This is a genomic window from Streptomyces humidus (assembly GCF_014649655.1).
GTDB lineage: Bacteria > Actinomycetota > Actinomycetes > Streptomycetales > Streptomycetaceae > Streptomyces > Streptomyces humidus.
Genome location: NZ_BMTL01000007.1, coordinates 89531 through 107110 on the forward strand (window position 1 = coordinate 89531; position 17580 = coordinate 107110).

Here is a 17580-nt window from a genome sequence, read left to right on the forward strand (position 1 = left end):
CGGAGCGGCATGCGCGGACGGGTCCGGCGGTACCGGCTTCCCGGTCGGCGGTCACGGTGCCCACGCGGCGGCCGCCTGGGCGATGACATCGGCGTAGTGGTCGAGGGTGGCCTGGGTGTCGCCCTCGGCCAGGACGACGGCGAGCGTGTGGTCGAGGATCTCGGCCGTGCCGCGGCAGGGCTGCTCCGGCCGGGGGAAAGGGGGCCGGGTGTCGCAGGGCACGAGGCGGAAACTGCCGGTGGAGTTCGGCACGCCCTGCTGCGCGAGATGTTCGGCGAATGCCCGGGGGCTGGGAAGGCCGATGTGCAGCAGCGGGGAGAAGCCGTTCCACTCCTCACCTGCGGCAGGGGCGAGGGCGGTCAGCCCGGGGACCCGCTCCAGGGCGTTCAGGAGGTATCGGGTCTGGGCGCGGCGCCGTTCGATCAGATCAGGCAGGCGGCGGAGGTTGGCCAGGGCGAGGGCGGCCAGGGGCGCGGCGAGGCGGGAGTTGGTTGCCAAGCGGCTGAGCGGGGCCTCTCCCGGTGGGGCGGGCTGCCAGTGGCTGCGGAAGGCGCGCGCGTGCTCAGCGACCCGGCCGCTGGCCGTGGTGAGGAACCCACCTTCGCCGCTCCACAGGATCTTGCCGTCCTTCATGCTGAAGCAGCCGACCGTGCCGACTGTGCCGGCCAGCCGTTTGTTACGGACGGTGCCGACGGCCTGGGCCGCGTCCTCGACGACCGCGAGTCCGTGCTCGGACGCGAACGCTGCCAGCGCGCCGGGGTCTCCCATGCGGCCCCACAGGTGGACCGGGATGATCGCCCGGGCCCGCGTGGTGACCTTCCGGGCCGCGTCCTCGTAGTCCAGGTCCAGGGTGGCCGGGTCGCTGTCGACGAACACCGGCGTGGCCCCGAGAGCACGAAGAGGTGCCACAGTCATGATCACGGTGAGCGCTGGTACGAGGACGTCGTCTCCCGGTCCGATCCCGCACGCGGACAGCGCGGCGTGCAGAGCAGCGGTGCCCGAGGACACGGCGACCGCGTGCGCGGTGCCGAGAGCGTGCGCGGCTTCGTCCTCGAACCGTCGCAAATGGCCCGAGGCTGCCGGGTCGGGCATGGCCGACAGGCTGGCGGTCACCTCTTGCAGGAGCGGCGCCTTGTCAGGGGGCGGGGGAAGGTTCACCGGCTGGACTCCTTGTTGAGCAGGCGCGGCATGTCCAGGACCAGGGGCCACATGTTCACGCAGTCCCGGCTGAAGTGAGAGCAGTCCGTGCACGGGGGCCGCCCGTCGAAAAGCGTCCGGGCGTCCGCCCCGGCGATCGTGCGCCGCCGCTCGGCGGGGGTCGCGGCGATCCGGCGATCGGACGGGCAGTCCCACAGCGAGCCGTCCGGCTGGACGAAGAACAGCTGCGCACCGCCGAAGCACTCCTGCACGCGCCCGCCAGCCTGGGTGGAGATCGCGGAGACGAAGCGCAGCATCGAGCCGGGCGAGGGAACCTCCAGGCCCGCCGGGTCGGCCTGCAGCTGGGCCAGTTCCTGGGCCACAGTCACCGTGTCCTCGGGGGTGTGCGCGAGCTCGGCGAACAGCTTGTGATCGGGTGCCAGGGAGATCGGCTGCGGCACAAAATAGTCCACGCCGAGCTCGGCGCCCAGCCGCGCCACCTGGGTGATCTCCTGCGGCGCCGGCCGCATCACCACGCTGTAAATCCCGACCCGCGGCGCCGGGCCGGTGCCGCGGGCCCGCAGCAGTGCCTGAATGCCGGCCACCACGTCGGCGTGGCCGAACTTCCCGGAGCGGGAGGGCCGCAGACGATCGTTGGAAGCCGGGTCCACGCTGTCCAGGGACACCGACACCCCGTCCACTCGAAGCTCGACGAGACGTTCGGCGATCCCCGGTCGGGTGAGAGGGATGCCGTTCGTGGCGATGACCACCTCGCATCCCGCGTTCTTGATGATCTCGATCAGGTCCAGGGCCGCGGGCCAGTCCAGCGGCTCGCCGCCGGCAATGACGACCCGCTCGACCGGGGAGCCCTCCAGGGTCCGCGCGAACGCGGTGATCTCCTCCCGGCTCAGGTCGTTGCGGGAGATGTGCGACAGGATGCCGAGCTGGTCCGGCGGGCTGACCTTGTGCTCCTCCACGGTGCCGAAGTAGCAGTACAGACAAGCCACGGCGCAGCGGGACCGCAGTCCCCACAGGAGCGTGATGTCACGACGCATGGACGGCCTCCCGCCGCTGGATCAGGTCCTCCACGGCCACCCGGAGTGCCTTCGCGCTCTCGTCCCGGCTGCATCCGTTCACATCCAGCACGGTGAACCGGTCGGGGTGGGCGCGGGCGAACTCGCGGTAGAGGACGTCGGCCTGTTCGATCACCTCGAGGTCCCGGCCGTCGAGCACCCGGCCGGTCCGGGCGGCGAACCGGCTGGTGGCGACCTCCCGGTCGCACGTCAGCAGGACCGTCGCGTCGGGGGCAGGGCGCCATGGCGCCATGGTCGCCAGGATGCGCTCCGCCAGTGCCTGAGGCTGTACGCCCGGGTGCTGGGCGGCCAGGATCAACGCCTGGTAGATGGCCGTGCTGTCGACCCCACGGTCTTCGAGGATCACCTCGACGCCGGTCAAGTCGCCCTCGCTCAGGCGCTCGTACTCGCGGACCTTCAGAGCGAGGAAGGCCAGGGTCTCGACGACGGGATACCCCGTCCGGAGAAAGACGTCCTCCGTCGAGCGGAGAGCGGTGATCACCTGGCCCGGCAGCGTGTCGCCGTCCTGGTCCGTCAGCTCGCTCAGCCGCACGCACCGCGGGCCCAGCTCGGCCGCGACCGCACGGATCGCCTCGCTCTTGCCCACCCCGTTGAGACCCTCGACGCTCACCCACAACGGCCGGACACGGCCAGCAGCGGCACGAGGCACGGGAAGGACGGGGGCCGTCGTGCCCGTCGCCCTCCGACCCGCGGCGCGCCCGGCCGGGGAACCCAGTTCAGCGCTCATGCTGCTCCTCCCAGGGGAAGACGACCCAGGTGTCCGTCAACGAGGCGATGTAGTCGATGTCGCGGTGGGGGTCTGAGCTCTGCGTCCAGTTGGCCCGGTTCACGGCGAGGACCGCAGTGCGCACCCGGGCGGGGCCGAGGTCATGGATCATCCGGGCCGTGTGGGCGAGGGTCACGCCACTGCCGGCGATGTCGTCAACGAGCAGCACGTCCAGGCCCGTGAGGTCGCCGAGCGACGCGGGGTTGCGGACGATGGGGACCGTGCTCTTGGCGGCGTTGATGCCGTCGCTGGTCGTGCGGGTGACCTCGACGGTCCGCACGTCGCGGATCGCGAGCCGGTGGGCGAGCCACGCGGCCGGGATCATGCCGCCGCGGACGATACCCACCACCACCTGCGGCACCTCTGCGGCCACCACCTGATGCGCGAGGGTTGCCGTCGCGGTGGTGAGGTCGTCCCACGTCAGGAACAGCGGGCCGGGCCGGTCAGCACGTAACGGTGAAGTCGACGATGGTTCCATCTGCTCTACCTCCTTCTCGGTCGACTCGCCTGCCGGTACCTGGGAGCGCGTCACGGGGCGGCGGCGAGGGTGAGGAACTGCTGGGAGAGCACCGGGTCGCTTTTGAACCGGCCGCCCACCTGCAACGTGGTGGTGCGGGCGGCATCCATCCGCACGCCCCGCATGCTCATGCACAGGTGCGTACCGCGTACGCGGACGGCGACGTCCTCGCGCCCGATCACGTCGGTGAGGTATCCGAAGAGTTGGCGGGTGAAGCGTTCCTGGACCTGGAGCCGACCAGCGAAGCGCTGTGCGATCCGCCCGAATTTGGACAGGCCCAGCACCTCACCGTCCGGTACATATCCGGCGGTGACCTCCAGGCTCATGGGCAGCATGTGGTGCTCACACAGCGACCAGACGTTCATGCCGCCCACGATGACCAGCTGGCCGCTCAGCTGGGATTCGGTGAAGCAGGTGTCCACTGCGGCGCCGTCGGGGGACAGGAACGCCTTCCACCAGGCCGCGACGCGGCCCGGGGTGCCGGTCAGCCCGTCCCGGGTGGGATCCTCGCCCAGCTCGACCAGGAGCTGGGCGATCAGGCCGGCGACGCGGTTGGTGTCGATGCCCGGCGCGGACCGGGCGGGTGCGGGTACGGCGGCACTCAGGGCCGCCTCAGGGCCGGTGACTGACGTCGTCATGGGCTTCTCTCGCTTCCGGGGGCAGGGGAACGAAGTGGCAGGGGCGGGAGATCAGCGGCCTCGCGCGTCCGTGAAGGCCAACACGTGCAGCCGGGTGGTGAAGTACCAGTGCCGGGCCGCGACCGCGTCAGCGAGGACCCGGGTCGTGGCGGTGATCTCGTCTGCGGTGGTGCCCTCGGGCATCACCCACACCGGCGTCAGCCGGTGCGAATCGGCGAGCTCGGCGATGCGGTCGAGGTCGGCCACCGAGGAGGCGACGAACTTGAACGTCGCTCGCCCGGACACTGCGAACGCCTCGAGCACGGTGGGCACCACGCTCTTGGCTTCGTCCATGCCGAAACTGGCGATCTTGGGCGACACGTTGAAGCGGACCCCGTCGACCACCAGCTCCGGGACGGGCGCGATGGTGCCGTTCGTCTCGAACTCCACCCGCTTCCCGGCGGCCAGCAGTCCCTGGACGAGCGGCACCAGGCGGGCCTGCTGGAGCAGCGGCTCCCCACCGGTGATCACGATCAGCTCCACCGGTGAGGACGTGACCCAGGCCACGAGGTCCGCCGCCGTCTGCTTCGTCGACTCCTTGCGGGGGTCGAAGTGGTCCCAGTCCCACGTGTACTTCGTGTCGCACTTGGTGCAGCTGAGGTTGCATCGGGACAGGCGGATGAACAGGGCGGGGTGCCCGCAGCTCGGGCCCTCTCCCTGGAAGGTCGGCACCTTGACGCCGAAGCACTCCGCGACGATCAGCCGGAGTGCGGCGTCGCTTGCCGCCGGGTCGATGTCGATCGGCTCGAAGGTGGTCACCGCTCCTCCACGTCGAAGCGAGCCCAGCTGCTCGCCGTCTCGCGTACCAGGACGGCGACCAGGCGGCCGGGGATCTTGGGCTGGAGGTTCTGGATGGCCCAGCCGGCCAGGAACTGAGCCAGGCGCTCCGAGGTCGGCTCGAAGGGGAGGATCTCGTGCAGGTTGCGGTGGTCCAGCTCGGCGGCCAGGAACTCCTTGAACGGGGCGAGCGCGCCGAAGTCCGTCACGAAGCCGGGCCCCTCCAGGGTGGGGGCGGTCAGGAGGACCTCGACCTCGTAGCTGTGGCCGTGCTGGCGGGCGCACTTGTGCTCGGGCGCCAGCCCGAGAAGGCGGTGGCCGGCCTCGAATCCGAACTTCTTGCCGATGGTGAAGGCCCCGGGCGGCAGCTGAACGGAACTCAAATCCATGATCTTCCTTCGAGAGTCGATGACGAGGCGGCCATGGCCGCCACAGGGATGCGCATCGGGTCGGCCGCTGGCGGCGATCCCTGGCGGCTTGGACGCTCGCACCTCGTTCCAAGACCAGAGCAGACGGGCGGACCAAGGTGCGGTTCAGAGCGCGGTAGACGCTGCTCATCACGATGCATTCGCGACTGACTAGCCGTCATTGCCGGTGTTCTGTAGGAACATTGACGGGTCTGCGCAATGTGCGTCCGGGGGCCTCGTCGGCCTGGACGGCTCAGGGATTTGGCCGAGCGGCGGAGGGCCGGGCAGTGGGCGGAGTTACCCGAGGTCGGCGTGCGGAGATCCAGCGGGAGGCATCCCGGATTCGTGCTCAATGTCAACGGGACGGGCACACCCAGGAACGGATCGTGACCATCCTCCGGACGGCGTTGCCAGAGCTGACAGCCCTGGAGGCGTGGCGCCTCGCTCTGGGATGGTCGCGGCCCCAGGCGATCCGCGAGGTCGCCGCCGTCTACCGGTCCGATGGGCTGCTGCCGCCAGGGCTGACGCCGGCCACGCTGTGCCGGTACGAGCACGGGCAGGAGGAGCCCGGAGACGAGTACCGGCTGATGATCTCGCGAGCGTATGGGGCACGTCCCGACCAGCTCGCCCTGGAGACACGCTGCCTGTGGTGCAGCACGTGCGCGTCCCCGCCCCCGCTCCACTACGGTCAGTTCCAGCGCGAGGAGACGAACACCAGTCGAAGGGGATCCATGACGACCGCCAGTGGGCTGCCTGCTATCCGCGAATCCGTGCAGTGGGCCGTCTTGGAGGCGCCGGACGGCTCCCTCGCCCTCGTTGCCCTGGCCGAGGCGGCCGTGGAGCACTACGCCCTCAACTACAGCAAGCATCCGCCGGCCGTCCTGCTGGAAGAGGTCCGCGAGACGCGCAACTTGCTCTCCACCGCGGTGGCGGGAGCGGACCGCGAGATCGCGGAGGGCCTTCGTAGGCAGGTCGGTTGGCTGTCGGCGCTTCTCGGCAACCTGGCCTATCACCTGGGCGACCGCGCCGGATCCCGCACCCATCTCACTCTGGCCGGCGCGCTCGGCGAGTCCACCCACGAGCCGGCGCTCACCGCCTGGGCCAGCGGGGCGCTGGCCATGGTCGCTACCGCACGTGAGGACTGGGAGCACGCTCGAGGACACGCCGAGTACGGACTCCAGCATGCGCCCGAAGGCCTGCGGCGCGCCCAGCTCCTGGGGTGGGCTCTGCTGCCTGCGCTTGCTGCCACAGGCCGGACCGCGGAGGCAGACGACGTCGTCTACGAGAGCGACGAGATCATGCGCACGGGCGTTGAACTGCCCGGGCGTTTCGGATACGACCGCGCCGAGCACCGCCTTCACGTCGCCGAGGCTCACCTCACCCTCGAACGCTTCGACCGGGCCGCCGCCGTCGCTCTTGAATCCATCGACGCCGCGCCTGCCGAGACACCAGGGTGGGTGGCCGCCACCCTCGTCCTTGCGCTTGCGGAGGCCCGCGACGCTCCGGACCAGGCAGCCACCCGCGCTCTGGGCGTACTCGATCTGATCCCGCCGCCACGGCTCCGGGCGACCGCCCGCGACCGCCTGACGCGACTGGGACGACTGCTCGATGCCTCGGCGGTCAGCTCGGCTACCGAGCTGACCGAACGCCTGCGCACCCTCCCGGCCCCGATCCGAGCCGACGGAACAGCGGCCTAGCCCTCCAACACGCCAGATGGGGCGCATCGGTGAGTGCGGGGCTCGGGTTGTGGACATCGGTCACGCCGCCCGGGTGAGCGGGTTGTTGAGGATGTCGGTGAGCGTGTCCCGGTCCAGGCGCACCACGACCGTGTGGTGGTCGGACAGGCCCTTCATGTCGATGACCTCGACCTCGCACACGGCGGGCAGGAGCTCCTTGCTGGCGTAGATCCTGTCGATGCGCGAGTCCGGCCCGTGTGTGTCGTAGGCGTCGACCGTCGGCGCGACCGCGGTGGTGTTGCCCGCGGTGGTGGCGAGGTGGCGGGCGACGTCCTGGAGGCCGGCGGTGCGCAGGGTGTCGTCCGGTCGGTCGTCCATCCGGCGCACGCCGTCCAGCCCGACGTAGGAGCGGTGCGCCCTGTGGGGCTCGTCGGGGATCTCTCCCAGGACGGGCAGGGCCGGATCCCCCGGGGTGCCGGGCACGGGGTAGCTGTTGTTGTCGCCGCCGAGCAGCGCCGGGTAGTGGACGCGCCGACCGTCGACCTTGACCCATCTGTCGTTCCACTGGGTCAGCCGCTCGGCCTCCGACAGGCGCGTGGTGGTGGAACCGTAGTTGAGGTGGTATGAGCCAACGATCAACGGGACCGCGCCAGGGGCTGTGCCAGCGAGCTGCAGGCTGCGCACGGTCGGCGGGAGCACCCACATCGGGCCGGTCTTCGGGAACTCGCCGGCGGGGGTGAAGAGGTTGGTGTCGTGGTAGAGGGCGGTGCAGCACTCGGGGCCGATCAGTCCGGCCATGCCGAGCACGGCTTCGGCCGCGTCTGCGAGCGCGTTGCCGTCGTCCTGCGCGTTCCACACCTCCTGCCGCAGGAGCAGATGCAGGTCGAGCGACGCCAACTTGTCGTGCATCCGCTGCCACAGTGCGCGGTCGCCGCCGCCGTTGTTCTCGAAGTTGCAGATCGCCGCGTTGATGAGCATGGAGATTTCCCCCAGAGATAGAAGTGTCAGCGGGCAGGCGTGAGGACCTGGCGGAGGACGTTGAGGTCGAACCGCGCGACGAGCAGGGCGTGGTCGGACACCTCCCGCACCTCGTCGGTCGCCAGGACATCGAAGGCGAGGAGGGCCGGGGCGAGATCGGGGGTGCAGTACATGCGGTCGATGCGCTGAGCCGCCCCCTGGTCGGTGCGCTTCAGACTCGCCGTCGCCGCGAGCGCGCCGGGCCGGCCGAGGGTGGTGGCGGCGTGCAGGCCGAGATCGGTGAAGACCGGATCGCCGCCGGAGAGGATCTCATCCGGCCGGGTGTCCGAGACGCGGCGGCCGTCACGCTCGATGGTGCGGTGCTGGTAGTGGACGCGGTCCGCGACTTTGTCCCAGTCCGGGAGCGCCACGGACTCCAGTGCCGTCTGGTGCGGGTAGCTGTTGGCGTCCATCCCGACGAGGGCGCTCCGGCCGTGGTCGGCGAGCGTGGTGAGCCTCCTCGCCTCGGTCGCGCGCATGTCCGGGTCGAAGTGGCACAGGTGGGCCGACGCCAGATCCAGTGACTTCGGACACCCCTTGAGGCGGACACGGGGATTGCAGATCGGCTTCCACGCCAGGTCGTGCTCGAACTCGCCGTCGACGAGGAACAGGGCGGGATCGACCATCACGCCGACGGGGTTGCGGCTGCGCCCCTCGCGTGGCGCGGCCATAAACGGCGTGAGGCCGCCGAGCCGGTTGGCCTCGGCGTACAGGTCGGCCTTCCCCCGGTCCCACGCGCCGGTCAGCTCCTGGCGCAGCACGATGTGCGGTTCGATGTCGGCGAGGATGTCGCGGGCCAGGTCGCGGTGGTCGTCGCCTCCGCTCGGGCCGCGGCCGTTGTGCTCGATGTTCCAACAGACGACGCGCAGTTCATCGGTCACGTGTGGGTTCTCCTTGCTGACGGTCTCGACGGTGGACGGGCGCGGCGGCGCGGTTCACCGGTCGGGGGTGAGAGCTGCATCCGCCTGGGGCAGTTCGAGCGTGACGATGAACGGCAGGTGGTCGCTCAGGCCCCGGGCTTCCTCGGTATCGGGGACCTCGCACCCGGTGAGGGCGGGAGCGAGGTCCGGCGCGAGGAGGATGTGATCCGAGCGGTGGTCCCACCGCTCGGCGTCGCTCCAGTAGCCGGCCGTGCGTGGCACCGGGATGCCGAGCGCCGCGACAGGATCGATGAAGCCTGCGTGCACGAGCTTGGCCATCGCCAGGCGGTCACTGCCGCCGTAGCTGCCGTCGGCCAGTTGCGACCGGTGGCGGGAGTGCAGTTCGGCCGGAATGACTCCCCAGTCCTCCAGCTCCTCGTCGACGACACCTTGGACGTTCAGGTCTCCGGCCAGGACGACGCGCCGGCCGGCGGCGCCGTACTCGGTCAGCCAGTCGGCTTCGCGGGAGCGGCTGCTGCCGCTGAAGGGCGCCAGGTGAGTGTTGAGTACGGTGAGTTCGCGGCCATCCACGGTGAGGTGGGCCCGCGAGACGACGTGGTGGAAGGTGCCTTCTGCGACATCCGGGTGGAACGCCGTACACCGCACGCGTGGCCATCGGTAGAGGGTGACCAGGTGACAGCTGTGACTGTTGGAGGGGGCGAACTGGGCCTGCATTCCGAGAAGGTCGGCGAAGCCGAGCATGCGGGCGTAGCCGCCCTCGTCCCACCTCTTCGCCTCCTGCAGGCACAGGACGTCCAGGTTCTGCGCCCGCAGGAACTCCGCCTGGGCGCGCCAGCGTTCACCGCCGCCGTTGAGCAGGTTGTACGTACCCAGCCGCACGGTGATGGTCATGCCGCACCGCCGGCAGCCGCCGGCTGGTGGCCGCGGACCGACGCGGCGTGCCGGTTGTCGTGCGGCTGATACATCGCTGCAGACCGGTGCAGGATGGTGCGCATCTGCGCGAAGTCGAACTCGGCACGCAGAGGCACATGGTCGGACAGCCGGCGCAATTCAGGGCTGTCGCAGACGGTGAAGCTGGTCAGGGCTGGGCCGAGTTCCGCGCTGAGGTATCCGCGGTCGATGCAGTACCTGGGGCCTTTCGGCCGGCCGGGGTGGTCGCGGTAGCCGGAGCTGGGGGCCAGGGCCTCGGGCTGATCGAGGTGCTCGGCGGCGTGGCGTGCCATCTCGACGTAGCCGGCCGCCAGCAGTTCACGGTCGGGGCGCACGTCTGTGTGCCGCCGGCCGTCGTACTCGTGGGTGCGGTTGGCGACGAAGGCGTGGTCGGTGTAGTCGTCCCAGCGGATGTCCGTGCCGACGCGGTAGCTGTTCCAGTCGCCGAAGATCATGGCCAGCCAGCCGGGTTTGGCGAGAGTGGTGCACCAGCGGGACTCGGTCAGGCGGTGCTCGGGCGACCAGTAGCAGGTGTGCATGCTGACGGCGCTAATCTGCCGGGGGCTGAGGGTGCCGTCAGCGTCGCGGAGGCGGACGGCGATGTTCGCGGGAGCGTGCCAGGGTGCCCATGCCTGCGGGTATTCCTCCGTGCACACCAGCGGTCCATCGCGGCGGACGAAGATCGCGTTGTCGTTGGAGCTGCCGGGTCGCGGGACAGCGATATGGCCGTCCATGTCCAGGAGTTCTGACACCCGGGCGAGCTGGTCCGGTTGGACTTCCTGTTGGAAGAAGATGTCAGGGCGCTGCTCCTGGACCCAGCGGGCGCCCGCCTCGAGGTTGATGCCCTTCTCCAGGTTCCAGTTCAGGACGGTGATCGATTCGTTCATGCCGCGCACCTCTCGGGCAAGGAGAAGGGGATGGGGTCCGCTGTAGCGGTGGTCGATAAGGAGCCGAGCGGCCCGTGGCGCTCGCGGAGGTGCCGGGCCTGCTCGGCGTAGGGGGGCAGGTCAGCGCCGGCCCTTCGGGTGTCGAGCTGCGCGAGGTCGGCGATCGGGTGCGGCTGGAGTTGTCCATCAGTGCGGTACCAGTGCTGGGTGCCGTACAGCTGGGGCTGCCTGGCGTTGACGAGGCAGCGGTCGTGCAGGTGAGCCAGCTGGGCACGAGTGGCTTCACCCGCTGTTACGGCCACTTGGAGCAGTCGCAGAAGCCTCTGTTGAAAAGCCGGATCGTGGTCGCAGTGGACCGCGATACTCACGGCCGCCTGGCACGCGTTCTGGCCCACCGTCCGGCGCCCCGGCCACTGCCTGAGACTCTCCACGATGCGGTGCAGCGCCACGGCGTTGTCCTGCTGCGCCTTCTGGGTGGCCGCGAGGGCATCTGCTGCCATGCGGACTCGTTCCGGCCCGGGCGTGCGCCACTGCTCTCTGGTGATTTCCACGCGGCTCAGCAGTTCGGCAGCGAACGCGGCGTGACTCGGGCTCGACTCGTACGGCTCGCTCACGGTGTCACCGGCCTGGAGGGTCCTGCCGACCAACGACCGCGCTTTGTGGAGCCAGTCTGCCCGTGGCGGCACTGAGCCCGCGCAAGCGGAGCCATGGTGGGGGATGAGGGGGTGTTGAAGCTGGCGAAGGGCCCTATGTCGCGGAAGCCCGGGGGCGGCACGCGGACCGTGAGCAGAAGACGTGTCAGCTGCAGCGACACCCGTAGCCAGAGGTCACCGCTCAGGAAGAACCGGGTCTTCACGGCACCGCCCCCTCTGGAGTGGACGGCCCCGCCGTGCCGCCGCAGTGCCCGACCCTCTTTCGGCCTGTCCGGCAGGGTCACCTTGCTCATGAAGCGGGCTCCTTCTCCGCGGACACTGCGGGAAGTACGGGGATCTCCGTGGTGATGAAGGCGTCGAGACTGTCCGCGCGGCACGCATCTGCGGTCAGCAGGACGACCAGTCCGTCGGGCGGGCCCGCCGACCGGTGACGGTTCCACCCGCACTCGTCCACCAGATGACCGATGAGGCGCTCGCCGGCGGAATCGCGGTGGTGGCGAAGAGGGACCGTGCACGCCACCCGGGTGTAGTCACACAGGGCGGCGTAATGGCGGGCCCAGATCGTCAGGAGCCAGCCGATCCTGTAGCCGACGCCTGGGGCGGCAGCGGCGCAGGACAACGCCAGTGTCGGCTGAGCGGTGTCGGAGTCCGTCCACGGCGGCGCGGCCAGAGCGGTCCGATCGAGTTGGAGGCAGGCGACGAAGGCGTTGTCGTCGGTGTCTACAAGGACGGCCATCTCGCGCTCGTCGCGCAAGGAATCGAGTATCGGCCGGGCGCTCTCCGCGGGCAGCTCGCGCTCTCGGCGCCAAGTCATGACCTGGGCGCTGAGCACTTCGTATTCGGTACGTCCGTCCAGGTGACGGATCAGGTACGGAGGTGTGGTGGGGTGCACGGAGCTTCCGGCGGAATGAGGGCTTGGCGCAGGCCCGAGGAGGGTGCCGGGTGCGCCTATGGAGGCGTTGTTGGTCACCGGCTGGCCCTGGGGCGCGGGGCGGCGCGGCGCGGGGTGCTGGTGAGGCCGGACGGAGCGGTGAGCGCGCCGTTGAGCAGCTCGGCGTGGGTGTAGCCGGCGCCGGGCGGGGTGTGCCAGTGCAGGTCGGTGCCGGCGGTGACTTGTGCGGCGGGGATCGTGAGGCGGGTGCCGGGCCGCAGAAGGCGTATCCCGTGACGGGCCCACGGCCCGGGGCGGACGGTGTCGGGGTCGAGGAGGATGTGCCAGCTGCCGCTGTAGGGGTCGGCGAGCACCGGCCCGTGCCCACCGGCGGCCTGTAGTAAGGCGATCAGCGGAGGTGCGAGGGTTGCCGGGAGCCGTACGGCGTCGAAGTGCTCGCCGCACCCCCAGGTACGTAGGCCGCCAGGCGGCGGTACCCACGGCGGCAAGGTGAGGGACGGGGATTCGTACGGGGAGGACGTCAAGCGCATCAATGTGTCCTTGTGGGATCGGGGCTGCAGGAGCGCAGCAGCGACAGCGCGTGGAGGTTCTCGGAGCGGGTTTGGGCGGACGAGGTGAAGCGCCGTCATAGCGCCTTCACCGCCGGGGGCCCGACTGCGTGCGGATCGGAGATCGCCTCTGTCAGCGCGGGTCTGGCGTGGGCGCGCAGCCGCAGACGGACGACGCGTTCACCGGTCGGACTCCGACTGGTCGGCGATCGGGTCTCCCACCCGAGGTCGCACAGGTACTTCAGTAACCACTGGGCTGCCTCATCGGCGGCTCCGGGCTGGCACGGAACATCGCACCAGATCCACATCAGCTGGCTGTTGGCCGCGTAATCGGCAAGCCACAGGGTCATCATCCGTCCGACCTGGCTCGACCCGGCCGTCACCGGGTCAAGGGAGACCAGAAGTCCCGGATCGCGGCCGTCGGCGCCCCAGTGCCGCATATCCGGATCTCTGTGCAGGACAAGAGCGCCGACGAGGATGCCGCCCTCGTAGAACCCAAGGGCGCCGGCTTCCCGGAGAAGGGCATTGGCGCGATCGGCGGAGACGGTTATGCCCTGTCCAGCGAGCAGGTGGGCGCGGTCTGTGGCCAGGGCCGCGGCTTCAGCGCGAGCGGCGTCGGTGTTGATCGGCAGCACCTCGTATACGGGCGCCGTGGGCCTACGGCCCGTCGGAGATTGTCGCCGGTCGCCGTCATGGAAGCTGCCCTGGGCGCTCATCGGGCGGGCTCCGCCGTAGCCGTTGCTTCGGTCTCGGGCTGAGTGTCCGAGGTGCCGAGAATGCCCCACGTGTGTGCCAGCCCGACCAGGTGGGTTGCGTTGCGGGCGTTCCCTTTGTCCACGGTGGCGTCGATTTCGGCGCGCACGTCGTCGGCCGGCACACCGATGGCATTCCCGATGTCGGCGTTGAGGGTGTGCTTGGCGATGGCCCGTATGACCGTCACTTCGTGCTTGGTGAACGCCGGAACCGTCCCGCTGCCGGCCGGTGGGGGAACCTCCCGGGCGGCGAGAAGGGTGTGGACGAGGACGGCGCGCGAAGATCCCGGGCAGCCCATCTTCTTGCGGGCCGCACCGAGGTGGCTGGCCACGCCATCCACGGACAGGCAGACCTGGCTGGCGATCGCCTTGTTGGACACGCCGTAGACGAGTCGCGCGGCGACGCGCCGCTGGTCAGCAGTGAGGGTCGTGGCGGGCAGGGCGGTGGTCATGTGGAGTCCTGGGTCGGCGATGTTGTGTGACGAACGCGGGGTGGTGGAGGTGCGCCGGCGGGGACGGCAAGCACTGTCTCCGCCGAAGCGGTAGCGGCGCCGCTTCTACGCCGAGGCGTGCAGCACGACGGGCAGCGCGGTGACGTCGGTGCCGATGAAGGAGCGCTGCGGCTCGAGGTCCTCGACCTTGCAGGCCAGGGCGATCTGGGGGAACCGCTCGAACAGGGCCGGGAGCGCTACTTCGGCTTCGAGCTTGGCCAGCGGGGCACCCAGGCAGTAGTGGATGCCGTGGCCGAAGGCCATGTGGTCCTTGTCGTCCCGGTCGATGCGGAAGGCCTCGGGATCGTCGTGGACGCCCGGGTCGCGGCCGTGGGCGCCGAAGCCGATCAGGATGGCGTCGCCTTCCTTGATGATGACGCCCTCGCCGAGGTCGATGTCCTTGGTGGCGTAGCGCAGGGGCAGGTGCATGATCGGCGGGTGGAGGCGGAGGGCTTCCTCGATGACGTCGCGCCAGCGCCGGGGGTCGGCCAGAACGGTCGCCAGCTGGTCCGGGTGGTTGAGGAGCTCGCGTACGGCGGCGTTGATGAGGGCGACGGCGGTCTCGCTGCCCGCCCCGATCATCAGGATCAGGGTCGAGATCAGCTCGATGTGGCTGAGCCGGTCACCGTCTTCCTCATGGGCGGCCAGCAGCAGGCTGGTCATGTCCTCGCCGGGGGTGGCCCGTTTGACGTCGATGAGTGTCTGCATGGCCTGGTAGAGGTCGTGCTTGGTCGCTTCGGCCTGCTCCGCGGTGACGTCGGTGGCGAGGACGGAGTCGATGACGCGGAGCATCTCGGGGCGCTGATCGGCGGGAACTCCGAAGAGGTCGCAGATCAGGCGCGTGGGCACCCGGTAGGAGAAGTGGGTGCGCAGATCGACGGGCGCGGTCTGGTCCTGGTGGGCCAGGGTGTCGAGGAGGTCGGTGACGATGGCCTGGAGGACCGGGCGCATCGCTTCGACCCGCCCGGGGGTGAAGGCGCGGCTGACCAGTTGGCGCAGGCGTTTGTGGTCGTCGCCGTCGGAGGTGAACATGCTGACCACGTCGACCCAGGCGTAGAGCCACGGTATGGAACCCGGGGTGTGGGAGGGCCAGGACTTGCGGGCGTCCTTGGAGACATCGGGATGGGTCAGGAGCCGCTTGGCGACGTCTCCGCGGGTGACCGACCAGGCGGGGACATCTTCCGGCATACGGACCCGGACGGCCGGGCCGGCCGCCCGGAGCTCGTCGGCCTGGGCGAACAGGCGGCGGCCGCCACTGCTGTCGAGTGTCACGGTCGCGGTCCGGGCGGGGGTGCTGGTCACGAGGAACCTCCTGCGAGAGCGGCGGTGGGAAGACGGTCTTGCGACTTGGGCCGGAACCTGACGGGCATCGTCTGCGGGCACTGGTGGAAAGGGCCGTGCCGCAGGAGGGGTTCCGGGTCGGTGGAGATCAGCTCCATGTCCCAGAGCTGGTCCAAAACGGTCTCGACACCGGTCTGGACGATCGTGGTCGCCTGGGAGATCGCGGGGCAGCGGTGCGGGCCCGCCGACCAGGCGAGGTGGCTGCGGTTGTCGTACCCGAGGTCGTCGGGGAGCGCCGGGTCGGTGTTCGCTGCCGCGTGGGAGATGAGAACAGGGGTCCCTGCCTGCACGTACGCCCCGTGGAGGTAGGTGTCGTGGCGGGCGAAGTGGACGGAGAAGTTCGCCATCGGCGGGCGTTGCCACAGTGCCTTCTCCAGGGCGCGGCGCACGGTGAGAGTTCCGGCGGCGAGGTTGCCGGCGTAGTCGTCGTCGCGCAGGAGCAGGTGAAGGGTCCAGGCGGTGCACGCGGCGGCGGGGATGATGCCGGCGCCGACGGCACAGAACAGCTGGTTGAGTGCTTCCTCGTCCGTCAGGGCGGCGGCATGGTTGATCATCCAGGAGGTGAGGTCCTGGCCGGGCTGGGCGCGGCGAATCTGGATGAGCTCGTACAGGAGTCCTGCGAAGTCGGCTGCGCCCTGGGCCGCTTCGGGGCCGGCGCTGATGAGGTCCTGGCACGCGCGCACCATGCGGGTGGACTTCTCGGGCGGGCATCCGAGGAGTTCAGCGAACACCAGCATGGGGAGGATGTCGGCGAAGTCGCTCATGATGTCGGCCTGGCCGTCCCCGATGATCCGGGCGATCAGAGTCAGGGCGCTGCGTTGGGTGATCTCCCTGAGCCAGTGGGGGCTGATGCGGGCGATGCAGTCGTCCATCGCCCAGCGCAGGCGGGCGTGCTCCTGGTCGTCGGTGTAGAGGACCGAGGGACGCCAGGCCATCATGCCCAGGACGGGGCTGTCGCCCGGAACTTCGCCGTTGGCCAGGGCTGCCCAGCGGCGGGAGTCCTTGGAGTACGTGCGCGTGTCGTTCAGGAGGGTGACGGCGGCGCGGTGCTGTGTGACGACCAGGGCGTGGACGGTGGGGGCGATCTCGGCCCAGCCGACGGGTCCCTGGCTGCGCAGTTGGTCGTAGGTGGCTTGGGGCTGGGCGGCGAAGGCGGCCCCGTGCAGCATGGGGCAGCCGCTCGCGGAGAGCGGGGGCGGCGTGGTCATGAGGCGGGCTCCAGGCTGGGACGGGACAGCAGGTGGGAGACGAGTGCTATCAGCGGAGACTTCGCCGAGCTCTTTTCCCGTACGTCGCACTCGACGAGGGGCGTGGACGGGTGGAGGTCCAGGGCCTTGCGCAGTTCGGCTTCGCTGTAGTGGGGGGAGGCCGCGAAGGTGTTGACCGCGACGACGTAGGGCAGATCGGCTTCTTCCATGCGCCCCATGGCGTCCCAGGACTCGGTGATGCGCGCCGTGTCGACCAGGACGACGCCGCCGAGGGCGCCCTGCATCAGCTCGTCGATCATGTAGTCGAACCGCGGCTGACCGGGGCCGCCGAACATGTAGAGCACGATGTCGTCGGTCAGAGTCAGGCGGCCGAAGTCGAGCGCGACCGTGGTGGTGTTCTTGTCCGACAACCCCCGCAGTGTGTCGACGATCTCGCCGGCCTTCGTCATCCGTTCTTCGGTTGACGTGGGCCTGATCTCGGAGACCGCACCGACGAACGTGGTCTTGCCGACGGCGAAGGGGCCGAGCACGACGATCTTCACCGAGTGGCTGACACCGGGCGCCAGGTAGTTGCCCTCAGAGGTTGATGAGCGCATCGCGGATCCTCTCCAGCAGCTGTCTGTCGTGCTGCTGAGCGGCGGGTACGGGGTCACGGCTGACGAGGTGGCTGCTGTCGACGAGGGAGGAGACCAGCACCTTCGTCACAGCGGCCGGGAGTTGCAGGTCGGCGCTGACCTCGGCCAGCGACAGCACTCCGGGCAGGCAGTGCTGCATCAGCCGGCGGGAGTGGGCGTCCAGGCCGTGCAGCGGCTTGTCCGGGTCGGCGATCAGGAGAGTGGCCAGGTCCAGCGTGCGGCGGGTGGGCGCGGCCCTTCCCCCGGTCGGGGTGTAGGGCCGCACCATCCCGGCGCGCCGCCGGCCGCGGGGGG

The 17580-nt window shown here is 70.1% G+C and carries 21 protein-coding genes; 1 reads left to right on the forward strand and 20 read right to left on the reverse strand.

All coding sequences use genetic code 11. The features are described from left to right. Nucleotides 1–51 precede the first annotated feature (51 nt). Genes IE239_RS10020 through IE239_RS10050 form a run of 7 tightly spaced genes read right to left on the reverse strand, consistent with a single transcriptional unit; the run spans nt 52 to nt 5357 of the window. Complete coding sequence (locus IE239_RS10020) at nt 52–1158, reverse strand: DegT/DnrJ/EryC1/StrS family aminotransferase (protein ID WP_229877997.1); 1107 nt, start codon at nt 1156–1158, stop codon at nt 52–54. Further along, complete coding sequence (locus IE239_RS10025) at nt 1155–2192, reverse strand: radical SAM protein (protein WP_190148938.1); 1038 nt, start codon at nt 2190–2192, stop codon at nt 1155–1157. The genes IE239_RS10020 and IE239_RS10025 overlap by 4 nt, the downstream gene beginning before the upstream one ends. Beyond that, entirely contained in the window at nt 2182–2958 is a 777-nt protein-coding gene (locus IE239_RS10030; protein ID WP_190148939.1) for a dTMP kinase, read from the reverse strand. Before IE239_RS10030 ends, IE239_RS10025 begins: the two co-directional genes overlap by 11 nt. After that, nucleotides 2948–3475, reverse strand: a complete 528-nt coding sequence (locus tag IE239_RS10035; RefSeq protein ID WP_190148940.1) for a phosphoribosyltransferase — start codon at nt 3473–3475, stop codon at nt 2948–2950. The genes IE239_RS10030 and IE239_RS10035 overlap by 11 nt, the downstream gene beginning before the upstream one ends. A gap of 50 nt (nt 3476–3525) precedes the next feature. Further along, nucleotides 3526–4152 carry a GTP cyclohydrolase I gene (gene folE / locus IE239_RS10040; RefSeq protein ID WP_190148941.1) on the reverse strand — a complete coding sequence of 209 codons (627 nt, stop codon included), beginning with the start codon at nt 4150–4152 and terminating at the stop codon, nt 3526–3528. 51 nt (nt 4153–4203) lie between these two features. Continuing rightward, nucleotides 4204–4950: a 7-carboxy-7-deazaguanine synthase QueE gene (locus IE239_RS10045; protein WP_190148942.1), complete on the reverse strand. Its 747-nt coding sequence runs from the start codon at nt 4948–4950 to the stop codon at nt 4204–4206. Then, nucleotides 4947–5357 (reverse strand): 6-pyruvoyl trahydropterin synthase family protein, encoded by a 411-nt coding sequence (locus IE239_RS10050; protein ID WP_190148943.1) that lies wholly within the window; start codon nt 5355–5357, stop codon nt 4947–4949. Before IE239_RS10050 ends, IE239_RS10045 begins: the two co-directional genes overlap by 4 nt. A 404-nt stretch (nt 5358–5761) precedes the next feature. Between IE239_RS10050 and IE239_RS10055 the strand changes: the two genes are divergently transcribed. Beyond that, on the forward strand, nt 5762–7072 hold the full coding sequence (locus tag IE239_RS10055) for an NsdA family TPR-like regulatory protein (protein ID WP_229877999.1): 1311 nt from the start codon (nt 5762–5764) through the stop codon (nt 7070–7072). Between the two features lie 60 nt (nt 7073–7132). Here the strand turns inward: IE239_RS10055 and IE239_RS10060 are convergent, their stop codons facing one another. From IE239_RS10060 to IE239_RS10120, 13 genes are all read right to left on the reverse strand, one after another. Then, entirely contained in the window at nt 7133–8029 is an 897-nt protein-coding gene (locus IE239_RS10060) for an exonuclease/endonuclease/phosphatase family protein (RefSeq protein ID WP_190148944.1), read from the reverse strand. Between the two features lie 26 nt (nt 8030–8055). Then, entirely contained in the window at nt 8056–8949 is an 894-nt protein-coding gene (locus tag IE239_RS10065; RefSeq protein WP_190148945.1) for an endonuclease/exonuclease/phosphatase family protein, read from the reverse strand. A 54-nt stretch (nt 8950–9003) separates the two neighbouring features. Beyond that, complete coding sequence (locus IE239_RS10070; protein ID WP_190148946.1) at nt 9004–9840, reverse strand: endonuclease/exonuclease/phosphatase family protein; 837 nt, start codon at nt 9838–9840, stop codon at nt 9004–9006. Next, nucleotides 9837–10766 (reverse strand): endonuclease/exonuclease/phosphatase family protein, encoded by a 930-nt coding sequence (locus IE239_RS10075; RefSeq protein ID WP_190148947.1) that lies wholly within the window; start codon nt 10764–10766, stop codon nt 9837–9839. The genes IE239_RS10070 and IE239_RS10075 overlap by 4 nt, the downstream gene beginning before the upstream one ends. Continuing rightward, nucleotides 10763–11452 carry a DUF6624 domain-containing protein gene (locus IE239_RS10080; RefSeq protein ID WP_308435386.1) on the reverse strand — a complete coding sequence of 230 codons (690 nt, stop codon included), beginning with the start codon at nt 11450–11452 and terminating at the stop codon, nt 10763–10765. Before IE239_RS10080 ends, IE239_RS10075 begins: the two co-directional genes overlap by 4 nt. 256 nt (nt 11453–11708) lie before the next feature. Continuing rightward, nucleotides 11709–12233, reverse strand: a complete 525-nt coding sequence (locus IE239_RS10085; RefSeq protein ID WP_229878000.1) for a hypothetical protein — start codon at nt 12231–12233, stop codon at nt 11709–11711. 152 nt (nt 12234–12385) lie between these two features. Then, nucleotides 12386–12841 carry a hypothetical protein gene (locus IE239_RS10090; RefSeq protein ID WP_024127140.1) on the reverse strand — a complete coding sequence of 152 codons (456 nt, stop codon included), beginning with the start codon at nt 12839–12841 and terminating at the stop codon, nt 12386–12388. A gap of 95 nt (nt 12842–12936) precedes the next feature. Continuing rightward, complete coding sequence (locus tag IE239_RS10095; RefSeq protein ID WP_024127139.1) at nt 12937–13575, reverse strand: hypothetical protein; 639 nt, start codon at nt 13573–13575, stop codon at nt 12937–12939. Further along, nucleotides 13572–14063 (reverse strand): LuxR C-terminal-related transcriptional regulator, encoded by a 492-nt coding sequence (locus IE239_RS10100; protein WP_190148949.1) that lies wholly within the window; start codon nt 14061–14063, stop codon nt 13572–13574. The genes IE239_RS10095 and IE239_RS10100 overlap by 4 nt, the downstream gene beginning before the upstream one ends. 105 nt (nt 14064–14168) lie before the next feature. Further along, nucleotides 14169–15404, reverse strand: a complete 1236-nt coding sequence (locus IE239_RS10105) for a cytochrome P450 family protein (protein WP_190148950.1) — start codon at nt 15402–15404, stop codon at nt 14169–14171. Continuing rightward, complete coding sequence (locus tag IE239_RS10110) at nt 15401–16651, reverse strand: cytochrome P450 family protein (RefSeq protein WP_190148951.1); 1251 nt, start codon at nt 16649–16651, stop codon at nt 15401–15403. The genes IE239_RS10105 and IE239_RS10110 overlap by 4 nt, the downstream gene beginning before the upstream one ends. Further along, the gene (locus IE239_RS10115; protein WP_060880087.1) at nt 16648–17247 is read right to left on the reverse strand and encodes a GTP-binding protein; all 600 of its coding nucleotides are present in this window, start codon (nt 17245–17247) and stop codon (nt 16648–16650) included. The genes IE239_RS10110 and IE239_RS10115 overlap by 4 nt, the downstream gene beginning before the upstream one ends. After that, entirely contained in the window at nt 17228–17554 is a 327-nt protein-coding gene (locus tag IE239_RS10120) for a DUF742 domain-containing protein (protein ID WP_006378932.1), read from the reverse strand. Before IE239_RS10120 ends, IE239_RS10115 begins: the two co-directional genes overlap by 20 nt. Between the last annotated feature and the right edge of the window lie 26 nt (nt 17555–17580).

Coding starts and splice junctions, on each gene's coding strand:
- IE239_RS10025 (WP_190148938.1), bottom strand. CDS start 2,192: ATGCGTCGTGACATCACGCTCCTGTGGGGACTGCGGTCCCGCTGCGCC.
- IE239_RS10030 (WP_190148939.1), bottom strand. CDS start 2,958: ATGAGCGCTGAACTGGGTTCCCCGGCCGGGCGCGCCGCGGGTCGGAGG.
- IE239_RS10035 (WP_190148940.1), bottom strand. CDS start 3,475: ATGGAACCATCGTCGACTTCACCGTTACGTGCTGACCGGCCCGGCCCG.
- folE (WP_190148941.1), bottom strand. CDS start 4,152: ATGACGACGTCAGTCACCGGCCCTGAGGCGGCCCTGAGTGCCGCCGTA.
- IE239_RS10050 (WP_190148943.1), bottom strand. CDS start 5,357: ATGGATTTGAGTTCCGTTCAGCTGCCGCCCGGGGCCTTCACCATCGGC.
- IE239_RS10060 (WP_190148944.1), bottom strand. CDS start 8,029: ATGCTCATCAACGCGGCGATCTGCAACTTCGAGAACAACGGCGGCGGC.
- IE239_RS10070 (WP_190148946.1), bottom strand. CDS start 9,840: ATGACCATCACCGTGCGGCTGGGTACGTACAACCTGCTCAACGGCGGC.
- IE239_RS10075 (WP_190148947.1), bottom strand. CDS start 10,766: ATGAACGAATCGATCACCGTCCTGAACTGGAACCTGGAGAAGGGCATC.
- IE239_RS10085 (WP_229878000.1), bottom strand. CDS start 12,233: ATGACTTGGCGCCGAGAGCGCGAGCTGCCCGCGGAGAGCGCCCGGCCG.
- IE239_RS10090 (WP_024127140.1), bottom strand. CDS start 12,841: ATGCGCTTGACGTCCTCCCCGTACGAATCCCCGTCCCTCACCTTGCCG.
- IE239_RS10095 (WP_024127139.1), bottom strand. CDS start 13,575: ATGAGCGCCCAGGGCAGCTTCCATGACGGCGACCGGCGACAATCTCCG.
- IE239_RS10100 (WP_190148949.1), bottom strand. CDS start 14,063: ATGACCACCGCCCTGCCCGCCACGACCCTCACTGCTGACCAGCGGCGC.
- IE239_RS10110 (WP_190148951.1), bottom strand. CDS start 16,651: ATGACCACGCCGCCCCCGCTCTCCGCGAGCGGCTGCCCCATGCTGCAC.
- IE239_RS10115 (WP_060880087.1), bottom strand. CDS start 17,247: ATGCGCTCATCAACCTCTGAGGGCAACTACCTGGCGCCCGGTGTCAGC.
- IE239_RS10120 (WP_006378932.1), bottom strand. CDS start 17,554: ATGGTGCGGCCCTACACCCCGACCGGGGGAAGGGCCGCGCCCACCCGC.